The sequence below is a fragment of the Dietzia sp. IBK-p2-16D genome (assembly GCF_057773085.1).
The window spans coordinates 157,100-175,048 of sequence record NZ_JBYMTL010000001.1 but is presented as its reverse complement, the minus strand read 5'-3'; the positions used below and the strand labels follow the sequence as shown (position 1 = coordinate 175,048).

At 70.7% G+C, this 17,949-nt stretch carries 14 protein-coding genes; 11 read left to right on the top strand and 3 right to left on the bottom strand.

The window, feature by feature from the left end:
• Position 1: 1 nt before the first annotated feature.
• On the bottom strand, positions 2 to 2,815 hold the full coding sequence (locus AC3DE3_RS00860) for an aconitate hydratase (RefSeq protein ID WP_488368672.1): 2,814 nt from the start codon (positions 2,813 to 2,815) through the stop codon (positions 2 to 4).
• Between the two features lie 252 nt (positions 2,816 to 3,067).
• Here AC3DE3_RS00860 and AC3DE3_RS00855 point away from each other — a divergent pair, with 252 nt between their 5' ends.
• From AC3DE3_RS00855 to AC3DE3_RS00820, 8 genes are all read left to right on the top strand, one after another.
• Positions 3,068 to 3,598, top strand: a complete 531-nt coding sequence (locus AC3DE3_RS00855; protein ID WP_312027434.1) for an Rv1476 family membrane protein — start codon at positions 3,068 to 3,070, stop codon at positions 3,596 to 3,598.
• Between the two features lie 345 nt (positions 3,599 to 3,943).
• Complete coding sequence (locus AC3DE3_RS00850; RefSeq protein ID WP_488368671.1) at positions 3,944 to 5,416, top strand: NlpC/P60 family protein; 1,473 nt, start codon at positions 3,944 to 3,946, stop codon at positions 5,414 to 5,416.
• Positions 5,417 to 5,506: 90 nt separating this feature from the next.
• Positions 5,507 to 6,571 (top strand): AAA family ATPase, encoded by a 1,065-nt coding sequence (locus AC3DE3_RS00845; RefSeq protein WP_488368670.1) that lies wholly within the window; start codon positions 5,507 to 5,509, stop codon positions 6,569 to 6,571.
• Positions 6,568 to 7,551 carry a DUF58 domain-containing protein gene (locus AC3DE3_RS00840; protein ID WP_488368669.1) on the top strand — a complete coding sequence of 328 codons (984 nt, stop codon included), beginning with the start codon at positions 6,568 to 6,570 and terminating at the stop codon, positions 7,549 to 7,551. The genes AC3DE3_RS00845 and AC3DE3_RS00840 overlap by 4 nt, the downstream gene beginning before the upstream one ends.
• Positions 7,548 to 8,528: a VWA domain-containing protein gene (locus AC3DE3_RS00835; protein ID WP_260487536.1), complete on the top strand. Its 981-nt coding sequence runs from the start codon at positions 7,548 to 7,550 to the stop codon at positions 8,526 to 8,528. Before AC3DE3_RS00840 ends, AC3DE3_RS00835 begins: the two co-directional genes overlap by 4 nt.
• A 66-nt stretch (positions 8,529 to 8,594) precedes the next feature.
• On the top strand, positions 8,595 to 9,326 hold the full coding sequence (gene fabG1, locus AC3DE3_RS00830; protein ID WP_488368668.1) for a 3-oxoacyl-ACP reductase FabG1: 732 nt from the start codon (positions 8,595 to 8,597) through the stop codon (positions 9,324 to 9,326).
• Between the two features lies 1 nt (position 9,327).
• Complete coding sequence (inhA, locus tag AC3DE3_RS00825; RefSeq protein WP_260487534.1) at positions 9,328 to 10,170, top strand: NADH-dependent enoyl-ACP reductase InhA; 843 nt, start codon at positions 9,328 to 9,330, stop codon at positions 10,168 to 10,170.
• 1 nt (position 10,171) lies between these two features.
• The gene (locus AC3DE3_RS00820; RefSeq protein ID WP_488368667.1) at positions 10,172 to 11,281 is read left to right on the top strand and encodes a ferrochelatase; all 1,110 of its coding nucleotides are present in this window, start codon (positions 10,172 to 10,174) and stop codon (positions 11,279 to 11,281) included.
• Between the two features lie 36 nt (positions 11,282 to 11,317).
• Here AC3DE3_RS00820 and AC3DE3_RS00815 read toward each other — a convergent pair whose 3' ends face one another.
• A complete protein-coding gene (locus AC3DE3_RS00815) occupies positions 11,318 to 12,130 on the bottom strand; it encodes a hypothetical protein (protein WP_488368666.1) in 813 nt (270 codons plus the stop codon).
• 67 nt (positions 12,131 to 12,197) lie between these two features.
• Here AC3DE3_RS00815 and AC3DE3_RS00810 point away from each other — a divergent pair, with 67 nt between their 5' ends.
• Positions 12,198 to 13,019, top strand: coding sequence for a DUF3097 domain-containing protein (locus tag AC3DE3_RS00810; protein ID WP_488368665.1), 822 nt, complete (start codon positions 12,198 to 12,200; stop codon positions 13,017 to 13,019).
• Here the strand turns inward: AC3DE3_RS00810 and AC3DE3_RS00805 are convergent.
• A complete protein-coding gene (locus AC3DE3_RS00805) occupies positions 13,003 to 13,638 on the bottom strand; it encodes a TVP38/TMEM64 family protein (protein WP_488368664.1) in 636 nt (211 codons plus the stop codon). The genes AC3DE3_RS00810 and AC3DE3_RS00805 overlap by 17 nt on opposite strands.
• Positions 13,639 to 13,778: 140 nt before the next feature.
• On the opposite strand from AC3DE3_RS00805, the gene AC3DE3_RS00800 reads away from it, so the two are divergent.
• Together AC3DE3_RS00800 and scpA are read left to right on the top strand one after the other, a co-directional pair.
• Positions 13,779 to 15,617: a methylmalonyl-CoA mutase family protein gene (locus AC3DE3_RS00800; protein ID WP_488369085.1), complete on the top strand. Its 1,839-nt coding sequence runs from the start codon at positions 13,779 to 13,781 to the stop codon at positions 15,615 to 15,617.
• Position 15,618: 1 nt separating this feature from the next.
• Positions 15,619 to 17,907, top strand: a complete 2,289-nt coding sequence (scpA, locus tag AC3DE3_RS00795) for a methylmalonyl-CoA mutase (protein ID WP_488368663.1) — start codon at positions 15,619 to 15,621, stop codon at positions 17,905 to 17,907.
• The last annotated feature ends 42 nt before the right edge of the window (positions 17,908 to 17,949 follow it).

Below are 17,949 nucleotides of genomic sequence, written 5' to 3'. Positions count from 1 at the left end.
ATCAGCCCTTGATCATGTTCCGCAGGACGTACTGCAGGATGCCGCCGTTGCGGTAGTAGTCCGCCTCGCCGGGGGTGTCGATGCGCACCTTGGCGTCGAACTCGACCACCTGGCCGTCCTCCTTGGTGGCGGTGACCTTGACAGTCTTGGGCGTGGAGCCGTTGTTCAGCTCCTCGATCCCGGTGATGTCGAAGGTCTCGGTGCCGTCGAGACCGAGGGTCTCGTGGGACTCGCCCTCGGGGAACTGCAGCGGGATGACGCCCATTCCGATGAGGTTGGAGCGGTGGATGCGCTCGAACGACTCCGTGATCACGGCGCGCACGCCCAGCAGGCGGGTGCCCTTGGCGGCCCAGTCACGCGAGGAACCGGTGCCGTACTCCTTGCCGCCGAGCACGACGAGCGGGGTGTTCTGCTCGGCGTAGTTCTGCGCGGCGTCGTAGATGAACGCCTGCGGCGACCCCTCCTGGGTGAAGTCACGGGTGTAGCCACCCGTCACGCCGTCCAGCAGCTGGTTCTGCAGGCGGATGTTGGCGAAGGTACCGCGGATCATGACCTCGTGGTTGCCGCGGCGGGAGCCGAAGGAGTTGTAGTCCTTGCGCTCCACCCCGTTGGCGTCGAGGTACTGCGCCGCCGGGGTACCCGGCTTGATGGTCGACGCCGGCGAGATGTGGTCGGTCGTGACCGAGTCGCCGAGCTTGGCCAGGACCCGCGCACCCTTGATGTCGGTGACCGGCTCCGGCTCCATCTCCATACCGTCGAAGTACGGGGCCTTGCGGACGTAGGTCGACTTCTCGTCCCACTCGAAGGTCTTGCCGTCCGGGGTGCTGAGCCCGCGCCAGCGCTCGTCACCGGCGAACACGTCGGCGTACTTGGACTTGTACTCCTTGGACGAGATGGAGGCCTTGATGGTCTCCTCGATCTCCTCGGAGGTGGGCCAGATGTCCTTGAGGAAGACGTCGTTGCCCTCCTTGTCCTTGCCCAGGGAGTCGTTCTCGAAGTCGAAGTCCATCGAGCCGGCGATCGCGTACGCGATGACCAGCGGCGGGGACGCCAGGTAGTTCATCTTGACGTCCTGGTTGATACGACCTTCGAAGTTGCGGTTGCCGGACAGGACGGCGGTCGCGGTGAGGTCGTTCTCCTGGATCGCGGCGGAGATCTCCTCCGGCAGCGGGCCGGAGTTGCCGATGCAGGTGGTGCAGCCGTAGCCGACGAGGTGGAAGCCGAGAGCCTCCAGGTCCGGCCAGAGGCCCGCCCGCTCGTAGTACTCGGTGACGACCTGCGAGCCCGGGGCCATGGAGGTCTTGACCCACGGCTTCGCGGTGAGGCCCTTCTCGTGCGCCTTGCGAGCGACGAGCCCGGCGCCGATCATGACCGACGGGTTGGAGGTGTTGGTGCACGAGGTGATCGACGCGATGGACACGATGCCGTGGTCCAGGACCATCTCCGTGTCCCCGACCTTGACCTCGACCGGCTTCGACGGACGGCCCTCGGAACGAGTGGAGGCGTCGGCGCGGACCGCCCCCTCCTCGGCGTGACTCAGGACGGCCTTGTCGGCGTTGTCCGACGGGGCGCCGCCCTCGGACTGCATCCGACCCTTCTCCGTGTCACCGAGCGGCTTGGCCTCGGTGTCGACGTAGTTGTGGATGTCCTTGCGGAAGGCGCTCTTGGAGTCGGCGAGCTCGATGCGGTCCTGGGGCCGCTTCGGACCGGCGATCGACGGCACGACGTCCCCGAGGTCCAGCTCGAGGTACTCGGAGAAGACGGGCTCCTCGGAGTCCGGGTGGAGCCACATGCCCTGCTCCTTGGCGTAGGCCTCGACGAGCGCGAGCTGCTCCTCGTCGCGACCGGTCAGGCGCAGGTAGTCGATGGTCTCGCCGTCGATCGGGAACATGGCACAGGTGGAGCCGAACTCCGGGCTCATGTTGCCGATGGTGGCGCGGTTGGCCAGCGGCACGGCCGCGACGCCGGCGCCGTAGAACTCGACGAACTTGCCGACGACGCCGTGCTTGCGCAGCATCTCGGTGATTGTCAGCACCACGTCGGTCGCGGTGACGCCCGGCTTGATCGAACCGGTGAGCTTGAAGCCCACGACGCGGGGGATGAGCATGGAGATCGGCTGGCCGAGCATCGCGGCCTCCGCCTCGATACCACCGACACCCCAGCCGAGGACGCCGAGACCGTTCTCCATGGTGGTGTGCGAGTCGGTGCCGACACAGGTGTCGGGGTAGGCCTGGCCGTTGCGGACCATCACCGTGCGCGCCAGGTACTCGATGTTGACCTGGTGGACGATGCCGGTGCCCGGGGGGACGACCTTGAAGTCGTCGAACGCGCCCTGGCCCCAGCGCAGGAACTGGTACCGCTCCTCGTTGCGCTCGTACTCGATCTCCACGTTCGTGTCGAAGGAGCTGGCCTGACCGAAGGACTCGATGATCACCGAGTGGTCGATGACCATCTCGGCGGGGGCGAGGGGGTTGACCTTGTCCGGGTCGCCGCCGAGCTTCTCGACGGCCTCACGCATGGTGGCGAGGTCGACGATGCACGGCACACCGGTGAAGTCCTGCATGATCACGCGGGCGGGCGTGAACTGGATCTCGGTATCGGGCTCGGCGTTCGGATCCCAGTTGGCCAGCGCCTCGATGTGCGCCTTGGTGACGTTCTTGCCGTCCTCGGTGCGCAGGAGGTTCTCGGTGAGAACCTTGAGCGAGTAAGGGAGCTTCTCGGCTCCCGGCACCGCCGAGAGGCGGTAGATGTCGTAGGTTTCGTCGCCGACCTCAAGGGTCCCCTTGGCGCCAAAACTGTCAATGCTTGCTGTCACGTCAGCTCCACTCGTGGTGCGAATGTCGGTTCGTCATCCCTCCCGTGTCACCGCATGTGTCTCGGGCGGCGACGCCGGGGCGGACACAGGGTCCATTGTGGACCCTCTGATCCGTCTTCGGCCGCCAATTTACCAGTACGCCCGTCCTGTATAGGTCCCGGCACGCCCGAACGTGGGCACGCGACTGCGGTTGTCGGTCGGGGCGGCGCGTGGGTTCGTGGGTGGCGACGCCGAGATGGCACCATGTCGGGCGTGGACAACCCCGCGGATTCCGTGACCGTGCTCGCCTACGAGGACGAGCCGATCATGTCGTTGCGGGAGGGCGAGGTTCCTCCCTGGCTGGATTACCACGCCGTGGTCGCGGATCTGGCCGACGACGGCGTCTCCGCCCCGGAGCCGTTCGTCGAGGGTCTGCGAACCGTGGTGGACGAAGCCGGCGACCGTGGCGTCGACCTCAAGGTGGTCTACACCGAGGCGCCCGCGGCCGTCTACACGGACGCCCGCGACCTCGCGGCGTTCCTGGGCGAGGAGTACGACGGCACGATCCTCGTGCGGACGCCCGTCTTCATCGGCAGCTCCAGTGACTCGATCCCACGCCATCAGCTCGAGGCCGGCCAGGACGACGCCTGGGAGGAGTTCGATCCGGTGGTCTCCGCGTCGGTGTTCGCCCACAAGATCACCGCCCCGGCTCCGCCGTGGGGCACCCTCACCGCCGTCGCGATCGTGGTGGCGGTGCTGGCGGTGGCCCTCTTCGCGGTCGTTCTGCGGCGCCGCTCGCGCTGACCGCCGTATTCCGGTCGACGTGTCCAGTTCGCGACACGCCGTCCCGCCTGCTGTTATAGAAGTTACAGCAGTGTATTTTTCCGCCCAATGTTTCACATGTGTTCCCTGTGACCTACGGTGCTAAAGGAACACTAGGTTCTGCCGAGTCGGTTTGAGGCTCCAGTGGCGCAGGGGAAGGCATCACCGGCCGCCGACGCCGCCTCGGTCACGCGTCCCGCGTACGGGACGCGCGGTCAGCCGCACCCCGGTGCGGTCAGCGGAAGGTGAAACGTGGAGCCTGACTATCGGTCGAACCGTGCCCGAGGGGTACGTACACGTGGCAATCCCGGGAGAGCGCCCGGGCGGGTGGCGCTGGCGGCGGTGCTGGTGCTGGGCACCGCCGGGGCGGCGCTTCAGCCCCCCGTCGCGGGCGCCCAGCAGGTCTCGGCGGTCGCGCCGGGCGATGTCTCCGGTCTGATCCGTGCGGTCGCCGACGCCACCGCGCGGCTGGACGAGACCCGCGAGCAGATCGCGGTCCGTCGCGAGGGCGTCAACAAGAGCCTCGTCGATCTGCAGATGGCACGGGTCGAGCTCGATCGGTCGATCGCCGACGCCGATCGCGCCACCGCCGAGAGGGAACGGGCCGAGTCCGGTGTCGACTCCGCGAGGGGCGCCCTGGACGACTACTCGCGCCTGCTCCACCGTCAGGGGACCGCACCGGGTGCGGCGTCGGAGATCCTCGCCCCCGGCGGACCCGCGGATGCCGGCCTGAGACAGGAGTATCTCCGGCGTGCGGCGGCCGACCAGCGCACCGTGGTGCGGGAGATGGTGGCGGCCGCCGATGAAGCCGCCCGTCGCGAGTCCGAGGCCGCTGCCGCCCGCGATGCTGCGGAGCAGCGCTACTCGGACGCCGCCGCACGGCGGGACTCCGCGGAGGCGGAGGTGTCCCGGGTCACCGACGACGTCCTCGCTCTCGAGGAGGAGGTCGCCGCACTGACCGCGGAGCTGGAAGAGCACCGTTCCGCCCTCGCGGAGTCCGGGGCGACCCCCGCCGGACCGCGAGTCGACCCCGGGGACGGCGTCGACGCCGACGCTCTGCGCGACGAGGCGATCTCCGCTCTCGCCGCGCAGCCCGAGGCGGTGGAGCAGGCCGCCGACATCGCCTCCGCCCTCCCTTCGCATCTCGACCTGGGTGCGGTACGACAGTTCGCCGGGGGATCCTCCGATCAGGCGACCCGCGCGATCGGCGGAACGATCGACGCCGGCAGTGTCGGCGCGGCCGTCGACGCCGGGATCAGGGGTGACACCGAGGCGATCGTGCAGCAGGTCGCGGACGCGATCAGCCGCGCCGACTTCGGTTCGATCGCCCAGGGCCCGGCCGCTCCGGCACCCGCACCCGGTCAGGGCGGCAACTCCGGCGCACCGTCGAACAGCGCGCGGGTCGAGACGGTGGTGAACCGGGCCCTGTCGCAACTCGGGGTGCCCTACGCATGGGGAGGCGGCGATGCCAACGGCCCCACCCGCGGCATCCGTGACGGCGGCGTCGCCGACCGTCACGGCGACTACAACAAGATCGGCTTCGACTGTTCGGGCCTGATGATCTACGCGTTCGCCGGGATCGGCAAGGCCCTGCCGCACTACACCGGGTACCAGTACACCGCCGGGCCGCAGCACCCCGTGGCCACCCGCCAGCGTGGGGACATGTTGTTCTGGCCCGGTCACGTCGCCCTGTACCTGGGCGACGGGAGGATGGTCGAGGCACCGCAGTCGGGCGACGTCGTGAAGATCTCGCCCGTGCGGATGGCCGGGATCTCGCCGATGGTGGTCCGGCTGGTCTGACCGGGGCAGGCGGTACTGTCGTCCCCAACCCGTTCGGACGGCGCCGGCAGGGCGCCCGGAACACCCGACCACGCGAAGGAGCCCTCCGCGGTGACCGATCCCCACCCCGAACCATCGAGCAGGCCCGGCGACTCCCTCGCGGTGAGCGCCTCGACGGCCGCCGAGGACGCCCGGCTCCTCGAGCGCGCGGTCTACGAGGTCAAGAAGGTCGTGGTGGGCCAGGACCGACTGATCGAGATGATCCTCGTCGGCCTGCTCTCGCGGGGGCACATCCTGCTCGAGGGTGTCCCGGGCGTGGCCAAGACCCTCACGGTGGAGACGTTCGCCACCGTGGTGGGAGGCGGCTTCCGGCGGCTCCAGTTCACTCCTGATCTGGTCCCCGCCGACATCGTCGGCACCCGGATCTATCGGCAGGGGCGCGAGGAGTTCGAGGTCGAACTCGGTCCCATCCTGGCCAACTTCGTCCTCGCCGACGAGATCAACCGGGCGCCCGCCAAGGTCCAGTCCGCGCTGCTGGAGGTCATGGCGGAGGGGCACGTCTCCATCGGCGGGCAGACCTTCCCCATGCCCAGCCCGTTCCTCGTCATGGCCACGCAGAACCCCATCGAGAGTGAAGGGGTCTACCAACTCCCGGAGGCTCAGCGGGACCGTTTCCTGTTCAAGCTCGTCGTGGACTACCCGACCCCCGAGGAGGAACGCGAGATCGTCTACCGGATGGGTTCGACCCCTCCGGAGCCCTCGCAGGTTCTCGGCGTGGACGCCCTCATCCGTCTGCAGCAGGCCGTCCGCGAGGTGTTCGTCCACCATGCACTGGTCGACTACGTCGTGCGGGTCACGGTCGCCACCCGCGAACCCGCCCGGCACGGGCTCGAAGACGTCGCGCGATGGCTGTCCTACGGCGCCTCCCCGCGCGCCACCCTCGGAGCCGTCACCGCCGCCCGCGCGCTCGCCCTGGTCCGTGGGCGCGACTACGTCGTTCCGCAGGACGTGGTCGACGTCCTGCCGGCGGTCCTTCGTCACCGTCTCGTGTTGACCTACGACGCCCTGGCCGACGAGGTCACGGCCGACACCGTGGTGCGCCGTGTGCTCGAGGCCGTGCCACTCCCGCAGATCAGCGCGGTCCCCGCCCAGGCCGGCCCGCCGCCGTCACGGTGACCACCGCGGACGAGGGCAGACGCGACGACCCGGTCGACGCGTCGTCACGTGCGGCCCTGGCGCGGCTGGAACTGCTCGTCACCCGGCGCCTCGACGGCGTCCTCAACGGCGACCACCGGGGACTGCTACCCGGGCCGGGCACCGAGCCCGGTGAGGCGCGGGCCTACGAACCCGGGGACGACGTCCGCACGATGGACTGGTCGGTCACCGCCAGGACCACTGTTCCCCACATCCGCCAGACCATCGCGGACCGCGAGCTCGAGACCTGGCTGGTCGTCGATCTCGCACCGAGCCTCGATGTGGAGGGCCGGTACGGCGCCAAGCGGGGACTGGTCGAGGCCGCCGTCGCCACGGTCGGATTCCTCTCGGCGGGGGCCGGGAGCCGGGTGGGGATGGTACTTACCGGCGACGGTCGCCCCCGCGTCCTGCGGGCAGCGGGTGGCCGCGACCATGTGCGACGGCTGCTCGAGGAGGTGTCACGGGCGACACCACGGGTCTCACCCGGCGGTTCGATCGACGACTGCCTCCGCGCCGTACGCAACGCCACCCGTCGCCACGGACTGGTGGTCGTCGTCTCCGACTTCCTGTCCGAGGTGGACTGGGAACGGTCGCTCCGTGTCCTCGGCACCCGCCACGAGTTCCTCGCCGTGCACGTCGCCGATCCTCTCGACATCTCCCTGCCAGCCGTGGGCGCGGCCCTGCTACAGGATCCCGCCACCGGGGAGGTGCTGGAGCTGGACGTCGACGACGCCCTCGCAGTCGACTACCGCCGCGCAGCCGAGGAGCACCGCGTCCTGGTCCACTCCGCGCTGAGGCGTTGCGGCGCACCCGTCCTCGCGCTGCGGACCGACCGGGACTGGATCCGGGACGTCATCGACTTCGTCGGCGCGCGCCGCCAGGGTGGCCTCCCCACCGGCGACAGTCTGGTGAGGGACCTGCCCGACGACCATCCCGGGGTACAGGAGGTGCCGTCGCGGTGAGCCTGTCCGAGTTCCAGCACCCCCTCTGGTTGATCCTGCTGATCGTCCCCGTCGCCCTCGCCGTGGGGTACATCATCGCGTTGCGCTCCAAGAAGCGCCGGACCGTGCGGTTCGGCAACTTCGGCGTGCTGCGCACCGTCGACCGTCGCGGCCGCCGCTGGTTCACGCACGTCCCGGCGGTGCTCCTGGTGTTGTCGCTGCTCTTCCTCGTCGTCGCTCTCGCCGGCCCACAGAAGGAGCAGAAGGTCCCGCGGAACCGGGCGACCGTCATGCTCGTCGTCGACGTGTCCCTGTCCATGGAGGCGACGGACGTCTCCCCGTCGCGCCTCGAGGCCGCGCAACAAGCGGCCACGACCTTCGCGGGCAACCTGACCCAGGGGGTCAACCTGGGCCTGGTCTCCTACGCGGGCACCGCCTCCATGCTCGTCGCCCCCACCACCGACCGGGGGCCGGTCATCCGCGCGGTGGAGCGACTCACCCTCGACGAGCGCACCGCCACCGGCGAGGCCATCTACACCGCCACCCAGGCGATCACCACGTTCACCGAGAGCCTCGGGGGCCCCGACCAGGCACCGCCGGCGAGGGTCGTCCTGCTGTCGGACGGCAAGGAGACCGTCCCGGCCGACCCCACCGAGGAGCGGGGCGCCTTCACCGCCGCCGAGCGTGCCGCGGAGGCCGGCATCCCCGTCTCCACCATCTCGTTCGGCACCCTCTACGGCACCGTCGACATCCAGGGCAGGCCCCAGCCGGTGCCCGTCGACGACGCATCGCTGCGCCGGATCGCCGAGATCTCGGGAGGCGATTTCTTCACCGCCTCCAGCCTCGAGGAACTCGACTCCGTATACCGCACCCTCGAGGAGCAGATCGGTTACGAGTGGAAGAAGGCGGACGCCTCGCGGCCCTGGCTCGTCATCGGCACGCTCCTCGGGATGGCCGCCGCAGCGGGATCGCTGGCCGCCCACCGACGGATCCCGTGACCCCGACTTCGTCCGGAGAGCGGACCAGCACCGAACCGTCCGCCCCGGCTCGCTAGGGTGGGGGCCATGGTTTCCGAGAGCACGCCCGGCACCACCCCGAGAACGGTCCTCGTGACCGGAGGCAACCGCGGAATCGGGCGGGCGGTGGCCGTGAGGCTGCACGCCGACGGCCACCGCGTGGCCGTCACCCATCGCGGATCCGGGGCCCCCGAGGGCCTCTTCGGCGTGGAGTGTGACGTCACCGATCCCGACTCGGTCGACGCCGCCTTCACCGCCGTCGAGGCCGAGTTCGGCACCGTCGAGGTGGTGGTGTCCAACGCCGGCACCACCGACGACACCCTGCTCATGCGGATGAAGGACGAGCAGTTCACGAGCGTGCTCGACGCCAATCTCGCCGGGGCGTTCCGGGTGGCCAAGCGCGCGTCCCGCGGGATGCTGCGCGCCCGGTTCGGGCGCCTGATCTTCATCGGCTCGGTGGTCGGGCAGTCGGGCACCGCAGGCCAGGTGAACTACGCCTCGTCCAAGGCCGGCCTCGTGGGCATGGCCCGCTCCCTGACCCGCGAACTCGGCTCACGCAGCATCACCGCGAACGTCGTGGCCCCGGGCTTCATCGACACCGATATGACCGCCGGACTCGACGACAAGACCCGGGAGCAGGCCGTCGCCGCGATCCCGCTCGCACGCACGGGCTCGGCCGAGGACGTGGCCGGGGTCGTGAGCTTCCTCGCCGGCGACGACGCCGGTTACATCTCCGGGGCCGTGATCCCCGTCGACGGCGGAATGGGAATGGGGCACTGACATGGGCCAGACCGATACGAGCGAGACCACCGGGGCTGGCACCGGGTTGCTGTCCGGCAAGACCATCCTCGTCACCGGCGTCATCACCGACGCCTCCATCGCGTTCCACATCGCCAAGCACTGCCAACTGCACGGTGCGCAGGTCATCCTCACGGCGTTCGGACGCCCTTCCCTGGTCAAGGCGATCTCCAAGCGACTGCCCGAACGCCCACCCGTGATCGAGCTGGACGTCCAGAGTGAGGACGATCTGGCCGCGTTGGCCGACCGGGTGCGGGAGCACGCCGACTCCCTGGACGGGGTCGTGCACTCGATCGGGTTCGCCCCTCCCAGTTGTCTCGGGGACCCCTTCCTCGACGCGCCCTGGAAGGACGTGGCGGTCGCTCTCGAGGTCTCCGCCTACTCGTACGCGTCGCTCGCGAAGGCGGTGCACCCCCTGCTGAACCGCGGCGCCTCGATCATCGGCCTGGACTTCGACCCGCGGTTCTCCATGCCGTTCTACAACTGGATGTCCGTGGCCAAGAACGCCCTCGAGGCGGTCAACCGGTACGTCGCCCGCGACCTGGGACCCGACGGGATCCGCTCGAACCTCATCGCGGCCGGGCCCGTCAAGACCCTCGCGGCCAAGGCGATCGCCGGTGAGGCCCTCGGCCCCGGTGGCGAACTCGACCAGATGCAGGACGAATGGGACCGGCGGGCGCCGTTGGGATGGGACGTCAACGATCCCACCGCGGTGGCGACGACGGCCGTCGCCCTCCTCTCCGACCTCATGACCGCCACCACCGGCACCGTGATCTACGCGGACGGCGGGGCGGGAACGGTCTCGTTCAGTGGACAGGAGAAGTGACATGACCGGATCGACGGACGACCCCGTGGGGCGGGTCGACGCTCTGCTCGTGCTCTCGTTCGGCGGGCCCGAGGGGCAGGACGACGTGATCCCGTTCCTGGAGAACGTCACCCGGGGCCGGGGGATCCCGCAGGAACGCCTGGAGGAAGTGGCGACCCACTACCGCCGGCTGGGCGGCCGCAGCCCGATCAACGATCTCAACCGCGAGATCATCGGAGGTGTGAAGGCCGAACTGGCCCGCCGCGGCCGCGAACTGCCGGTCTATTTCGGCAACCGCAACTGGACCCCGTTCCTCGAGGACACCCTCACGCAGATGCGCGACGACGGCATCCGCACCGCGGCGGTCTTCGCCACCTCGGCATGGGGCGGATACTCGGGCTGCGGGCAGTACCACGAGGACATCCAGCGGGCCCGCGATGCGGTCGGGGACGCCCCCACGCTGGTGCGTCTGCGTCAGTTCCACGACCATCCCAAGTTCGTCGAACGGTTCGCCGCGGACCTGTCGCGCGCTCTCGACGACGCCCGCCGGCTGGCCCGCGACGCCGACTCCGACGGCGCCGGCGTCGGTACCGGCGGGGAACCCCGACTGGTGTTCACCGCGCACTCCGTCCCGAACACCGCCGACGCCACCGCCGGCCCCAAGAAGCACGGCGGCCACCTCTACAGCCGTCAGGTCAAGGACGCCGCGCGCCTCATCGCCGCAGCGGTCGGGGTGGACGAGTACGACGTCGTGTGGCAGTCCCGGTCGGGGCCGCCGAGTGTGCCGTGGCTCGAACCGGACGTCGTGGACCACGTCCGGGACCTCGCCACCCATCGGGGGATCCGCGACGTCGTGGTGTGCCCCGTCGGCTTCATCTCCGACCACGTCGAGGTGATCTGGGACCTCGACACCGAACTCGTCGAGGACACCGAGGACCTCGGCGTCCGTATCACCCGGTGCGCGACCCCCGGCCCGTCACCGGAATTCACCGAGATGATCCTGCAGTTGCTCGAGGAGCTCGAGACGGGGGAGGAGGTCGGTCGGCTCGGCGACGTGCCGTCCCTGGGCTGCACCCGGAACGGGGCCCGGTGCGCGGTCGACTGTTGCCCCGCCCCGTCGCGGAGAGCGTGACCGGGGTCGCGGACGCCTGCCGGCGCCGCAGGCTGTTCAGAGGGATCTGAGCGCCGCGTCGCCGGCTGCGGCGACAGCGGACCGGCGGGCGGCGTCCTTCACCGCGACGAGCCGCCGGAGCACCGGCTCACGCGCGGCGGGATCCACCCCGACCTCCGGCTGCGCCAGGGCGACGGAGATGATCGCCTCGACCCTGTCGATCCTGTCCACCAACTCGAGGACGCGGGACGGGAGCCCGGCCGGCAGGCGGGTGACGTGGGAAGGGAGGTCGACGCGGGCCACGCCGTTGGTGCGCACGGCCGTGCGCTCGATGAGGTCCGCGGCCTCCACGACGGCCCCGCCCAGGTCCGCCAGCGCCTCCGAGGGGCCGGCCGGTTGTGGCGCGACGGGGCAGTCGTGCACCCCGCGGGCCCGCCACCGCAGGACATCCGGGTGCGGTTGGACACAGGTGAGGCACACGGCGTCCCGCGAGTCGGGATCGCGGACGAGGACCCCCCACCCGGCGTCGGCGACATCCGCGCGGACCGCCGAGACCGGAGGCAGGCTCGAGGAGTCTCCGGGCGCCGTCGTGAGCAGGGACAGCGCCTCCGGAGCCGGGTGTGAACGCCCGGCGCGTCGGAGCGAGGTGACGAGACCGGGCAGGAGCCCCGCGGGGCCGGCGGTGGGGGAGACCTCGGCCAGTGCCGGAACGGGCTCTCCGACGATCTCCAGCAGGTGCGATTCCGCCAGACCGGAGACATATGCGGTCAACTCGTCGAACGGCTGATCCGCCCACGCGGTGCGTAGGAGGTGCAGCGGCAGCGGCCACGCCGGGGACAGCGCGGTACCGCGGGTGAGGGGTCGGGACATGACGATCAATCCTACCGGCGGTGTGCCGTCGGCACCCCCGGCGCGACGACGGCTACGGTGTCTGGCCATGGCAGACATGTACGGTTCCGACATCCTGTCCGGCACGGCGCGACGCCGCCGCCCGGAGGTCCCCGTCGTCGACGCCGAACGGGACCTGGTGGTGGAGGACGCCGGGTCCGGGTTCTGCGGCGCGGTGGTGGGTTTCGACCGGTCCCACGACGGCGAGTTCGTCAGACTCGAGGACCGGCGCGGTCGGGTGCGCCTCTTCGCGATGACCCCCTCGGCCTTCCTCATCGACGGCTCCCCGGTCACACTGCGCAAGCCGGCGCCGGCGGCGCGGCGGGGACCCGCGGTCACCGCGTCGGGGTCGCGGAAGGTCGAGGGGCTGCGCGCCCGGACCGCCCGTGCGGGACGTATCTGGGTCGAGGGCATCCACGACGCGGCTCTGGTGGAGAAGATCTGGGGTCACGACCTGCGGGTCGAGGGCGTGGTGGTCGAACCGCTGCACGGGATCGACGACCTGCATTCCCTGGTCACCGAGTTCGGCCCCACCCGTCGTGCCCGCCTCGGCGTGTTGGTGGACCACCTCGTCGAGGGGAGCAAGGAATCACGGATCGTCGCCGGACTCGGCGAGAACGTCCTCGTCACCGGCCACCCGTACGTGGACATCTGGCAGGCGGTCAAACCCTCCGCGGTGGGCATCCGCGAATGGCCCGTGGTGCCCCGCGGGGAGGACTGGAAGACCGGCATCTGTCAGCGCCTGGGCTGGGGTGAGCCCGCCGACGGGTTCCGCCACGTGCTCGCCTCCGTGAGCACCTACCGGGACATCGAGCCCGCACTGCTCGGTGCGGTGGAGCGCCTGGTCGACTTCGTCACCGAACCGGTCTGACGGGGAGTCTGGCGTCGAGGACCATCCCGACCAGGCCGACCGCCGCGAACCCTGCGGTCGCCCAGAGAGCCGCCGTGCCGTCGCCCTCGGTCAGAGAATGCCCCAGGAGGACGGCCGCGACGGTTCCCGGCGCACTGCCGACGAGGGTGGCCAGGAGGAACTGCGGGTAGGAGATCGAGGTCAGCGCAGCGGCGTAGTTGACCACCGAGAAGGGAACCGCGGGCACCAGGCGCAGGCTGCCCACCGAGAGCCACCCTCGCCGCCGTAGTCGCGTGTCGATCGAGGCCACCCGTGGGTCCGCCCGTAACGCGGCCGTCCGGTCGTGCCCGAGGCGGCGCACCCCGGCGAAGGCCAGTGTCGCCGCGATGCAACTGGCCACCAGCGACCAGGGGATGGCCACGGCCGGGGTGAACAGCACCGCGGCGGAGTAGGTGAACGTCGACCGGGGGACCGGGGCGATGGTGACGATCGCGTACGCGGCGAAGAACGCGACGGGGAACCAGGGTCCCAGATGTGTGGCCCACTCGCGGAACTGTTCCAACCCCGGGGTCGGCACGAGGGTCACCGCGAGGATCACCAGCCCCACGGCCGCCACCCACGCGATCACCCGGTTCCGCACCGGGACGACTGTAGTCGCCACCGCCCCGGGCGCGTTCCCCCGCAGGTCCCCCTGACCGCACCTGCGTGTACCGAGCCCGCAGGGGGCTCGACTAGAGTCCGGGGGTGACCCCCTTCACTCCACACGAGAACGAGGTACCGGTGTCCAGTCCGACCACAGGTCCAGACCTTCACTCCTGGTACGCCTCTGTGGGAGCCGTCCTCGCGAAGGCCGCCCGCAAGGATCCCGCCGACATGCCCGAGGACGCCTGGCGCGCCCTGGTCGCCACGACCCGGGACGGCATCGAGGTCAACCCGCTGTACACGCGGGAAGACGAGATCGACGAGCGCCCCGCGCCCGGCCGGTTCCCCTACGTCCGTGGCGGCGACCGGTCGGGACTGCCGGAGAGCGGGTGGCACGTCAGCTCCCGTGTCGAGGTCACCCAGGAGCCCTCCGAGGTCAACACCGAGGTACTGGACCTGTTGAACCAGGGCGTCTCCGCGCTGTGGCTCACGGCGGGGGCCGCCGACCTGGCCGAGGTTCTCAAGGACGTCTACCTGGACCTGGCGCCGGTGACCCTCGACTCGGGCGCGGACCTGCAGGAGGTGGCCGAGGCGTTCCTCGCCCTGCTCGACGAGCGCCGCTCCGCGGGGGACGGGGTCACCGACCGTGCCGCCGTCATCGCCGACCTGGGCGCTGCGCCCGTGACCGCCGCCTACGCGGGGACCGACTCGATCGGGCTCGACGCCGCGGCCCAGCTGGCCTCGCGGGTCACCGAGCGCGAGGAGACCATCCGGACCTTCGTCGCCGACGGCACGGTGTTCCACGCCGACGGTGCCGGTGACGCCCAGGAGCTGGCCTACGCCGTCGCCGCCGGGCTCGAGTACGTCCGCGCGCTCGTCTCGGCGGGACTGCCCGCCGCCGCCGCGCTGCGCCAGGTCTCGTTCCGGCTCGCCGCCACCGACGACCAGTTCGCCTCGATCGCCAAGTTCCGCGCCGGCCGGCTCATGTGGGCCCGGGTCGCCGAGCTCCTCGGCGCCCCCGAGGCCGGCGGGGCGCCCCAGCACGCGGTCACCTCGTCGGCGATGATGTCGCGCCGCGACCCGTGGGTGAACATGCTGCGCACCACCCTCGCCGCGTTCGGCGCCGGGGTCGGAGGCGCCACCTCGGTGACGGTCCTCCCGTTCGACGCCTCGGTGCCGGGCGGCCTGGAGAGCACCTCGCGGTCCTTCGCCGCGCGTATCGCCCGCAACACCCAGCTCCTGCTGCTCGAGGAGTCTCATCTCGGCCACGTCGTGGACCCGGCCGGTGGCTCCTGGTACGTCGAGTCGCTCACCGATTCCCTCGCCGACGCCGCCTGGTCGGCGCTGCAGACCATCGAGGCCGAGGGCGGCCTGACCGCGGCGATCTCCTCGGGCACCGTCGCCGACGCCATCGCCCGGGTACGCGAGGCCCGCGACGCCGACATCGCCCACCGCACCGCCCCGATCACGGGAGTGTCCGAGTTCCCCAACCTCGACGAGCAGCCGCTCGACGCGTCCCGCCGCGGCGGCGGGGACTACCGCTACGGCCGCGCGTTCGAGGACCTGCGGGACCGCTCCGACGCCCACCTGGAGGCCACCGGCAGCCGGCCGACCGTCCTCATCGCGGGTCTCGGCCCGCAGGCGGAGACGACACCCCGCGTGACGTTCGTCGCCAACCTGCTCGCCGCCGGCGGCATCGTGGCACGCAACCCGGTCGTCACCGAGGCCGGCCAGTACGCCGGTGCGCACGAGGGCGAGCAGATCGCCGTGCTGTGTGGGGCCGACAAGCGCTACGCGACCGAGGGCTCCGACGCCGTCCGCGCCCTGCGGGACGCCGGGGTGTCGACGGTGTACCTCGCCGGCGCCGAGAAGGGCTTCCCGGCCGACGCCTCCGACCGCCCGGACGGGTACCTGGCCCTCGGCATCGACGCCGTCGCCGCCCTGACCACCCTCCTCGACCAGCTGGGAGTGAAGTGACATGACGACCTTCCCCGATTTCAGCACCGCTCCGCTCCACGCCACCGACGGCCCCGGCACCGCTGCGGAGGCGGTGGCCGTCTCCGACGGCATCTCCGCCGACGCCCACTGGGAGACGCCGGAGGGTATCGACGTCAAGCGCGTCTACACCAAGGCCGACCGTGACGCCGTGGAGGCGGGCACCGCCCCGACCGACGACGGCGAGGAGGTCACCCCCTTCCCGCTGGATACGGTGCCGGGCGCTGCGCCCTTCCTCCGCGGGCCCTACCCGTCGATGTACGTCAACCAGCCGTGGACGATCCGTCAGTACGCGGGCTTCTCCACGGCCGCCGAGTCCAACGCCTTCTACCGGCGTAACCTCGCCGCCGGGCAGAAGGGCCTGTCGGTGGCGTTCGACCTGGCCACGCACCGCGGGTATGACTCCGACCACCCGCGGGTCGCCGGCGACGTCGGCATGGCCGGCGTGGCGATCGACTCGATCCTCGACATGCGCGAGCTGTTCGACGGCATCGACCTGTCGTCGGTGTCGGTGTCCATGACGATGAACGGCGCCGTCCTGCCGATCCTCGCGTTCTACGTGGTGGCGGCCGAGGAGCAGGGGGTGACGCCGGAGCAGCTCGCGGGGACCATCCAGAACGACATCCTCAAGGAGTTCATGGTCCGCAACACCTACATCTATCCGCCCAAGCCCTCCATGCGGATCATCTCGGACATCTTCGCCTACACGTCCCGGATGATGCCGCGTTTCAACTCCATCTCCATCTCCGGTTACCACATCCAGGAGGCGGGTGCGACGGCCGATCTCGAGCTGGCGTACACGCTGGCCGACGGCGTGGAGTACCTCCGCGCGGGCCTGGACGCCGGGCTGGACATCGACAAGTTCGCGCCCCGCCTGTCGTTCTTCTGGGCGATCGGCATGAACTTCTCGATGGAGATCGCCAAGCTGCGGGCCGGGCGTCTGCTGTGGAGCGAGCTGGTGGAGAAGTTCGGGCCGAAGAACGCCAAGTCCAAGTCGCTGCGCACCCACTCGCAGACCTCGGGCTGGTCCCTGACGGCGCAGGACGTCTTCAACAACGTCGCCCGCACCTGCATCGAGGCCATGGCCTCCACCCAGGGTCACACGCAGTCGCTGCACACCAACGCCCTCGACGAGGCGCTGGCACTGCCCACCGACTTCTCCGCGCGCATCGCCCGCAACACGCAGCTGTTGCTGCAGCAGGAGTCGGGGACCACGCGACCGATCGACCCGTGGGCCGGGTCGTACTACATCGAGTGGCTCACGGCCCAGCTCGCCGACAAGGCCCGTCTGCACCTCCTCGAGATCGAGGAGGCCGGCGGCATGGCCCAGGCGATCGGGGAGGGCATCCCCAAGCTGCGCATCGAGGAGGCCGCAGCCCGCACGCAGGCGCGGATCGATTCGGGTCGCCAGCCCGTGATCGGCGTGAACAAGTACGTCGTGACCGAGGACCAGGAGATCGAGGTCCTCAAGGTCGACAACTCGCGGGTCCGCACCGAGCAGCTGGCGAAGCTGGACAAGCTGCGGGCGGAGCGGGACGAGGACGCCTGCCAGGCGGCCCTGGCCCGCCTGACCGAGGCCGCCTCCGGCGGGGCGAGCAGCGACATGGACAACAACCTGCTCGCCCTCGCGATCGATGCCGCCCGCGCCTACGCCAGCATCGGGGAGATCTCCGACGCGCTGGAGAAGGTCTACGGTCGTCACAAGGCCGAGATCAAGACCCTGTCCGGTGTGTACCGGCAGGAGGTCACCAAGGAGGGCGCCGTGGACAACGTCACCCGTGCCATGCGGATGGCCGACTCGTTCGCCGAGCAGGAGGGGCGCCGTCCCCGCATCCTGCTCGCCAAGATGGGGCAGGACGGGCACGACCGCGGCCAGAAGGTCGTCGGCACCGCCTTCGCCGACCTGGGCTTCGACGTCGACATGGGCCCCCTGTTCCAGACGCCGGAGGAGGTGGCCCAGCAGGCCGCCGACGCCGACGTCCACGTCGTGGGCGTGTCCTCCCTGGCCGCCGGTCACCTCACCCTGGTGCCCGCACTGCGTTCGGCCCTGGCCGAGGTGGGCCGCGAGGACATCATGGTCACCGTCGGCGGCGTCATCCCGCCCGGCGACTTCCAGGAGCTCTACGACGCCGGCGCCGCCGCGATCTATCCGCCGGGCACCGTGATCGCCGAGGCCGCGATCGGTCTGCTGGACGCTCTCGCGGCCGAGCTCGGCCACGACCTGGCGTCGGCGTCCTCGGGTGAGGGGGCCGGCTCGGAGGTGACGTCCTGACCCGCCCCGGCTCCGGACCCGATCCCGCGGGGTCGGGCAACC

What these genes read in the sequence shown, in the direction of transcription:
- inhA (WP_260487534.1), top strand. Translation starts at nt 9,328, where the DNA reads ATGGGCCAGACCGATACGAGCGAGACCACCGGGGCTGGCACCGGGTTG.
- AC3DE3_RS00820 (WP_488368667.1), top strand. Translation starts at nt 10,172, where the DNA reads ATGACCGGATCGACGGACGACCCCGTGGGGCGGGTCGACGCTCTGCTC.
- scpA (WP_488368663.1), top strand. Translation starts at nt 15,619, where the DNA reads ATGACGACCTTCCCCGATTTCAGCACCGCTCCGCTCCACGCCACCGAC.
- fabG1 (WP_488368668.1), top strand. Translation starts at nt 8,595, where the DNA reads ATGGTTTCCGAGAGCACGCCCGGCACCACCCCGAGAACGGTCCTCGTG.
- AC3DE3_RS00810 (WP_488368665.1), top strand. Translation starts at nt 12,198, where the DNA reads ATGGCAGACATGTACGGTTCCGACATCCTGTCCGGCACGGCGCGACGC.
- AC3DE3_RS00815 (WP_488368666.1), bottom strand. Translation starts at nt 12,130, where the DNA reads ATGTCCCGACCCCTCACCCGCGGTACCGCGCTGTCCCCGGCGTGGCCG.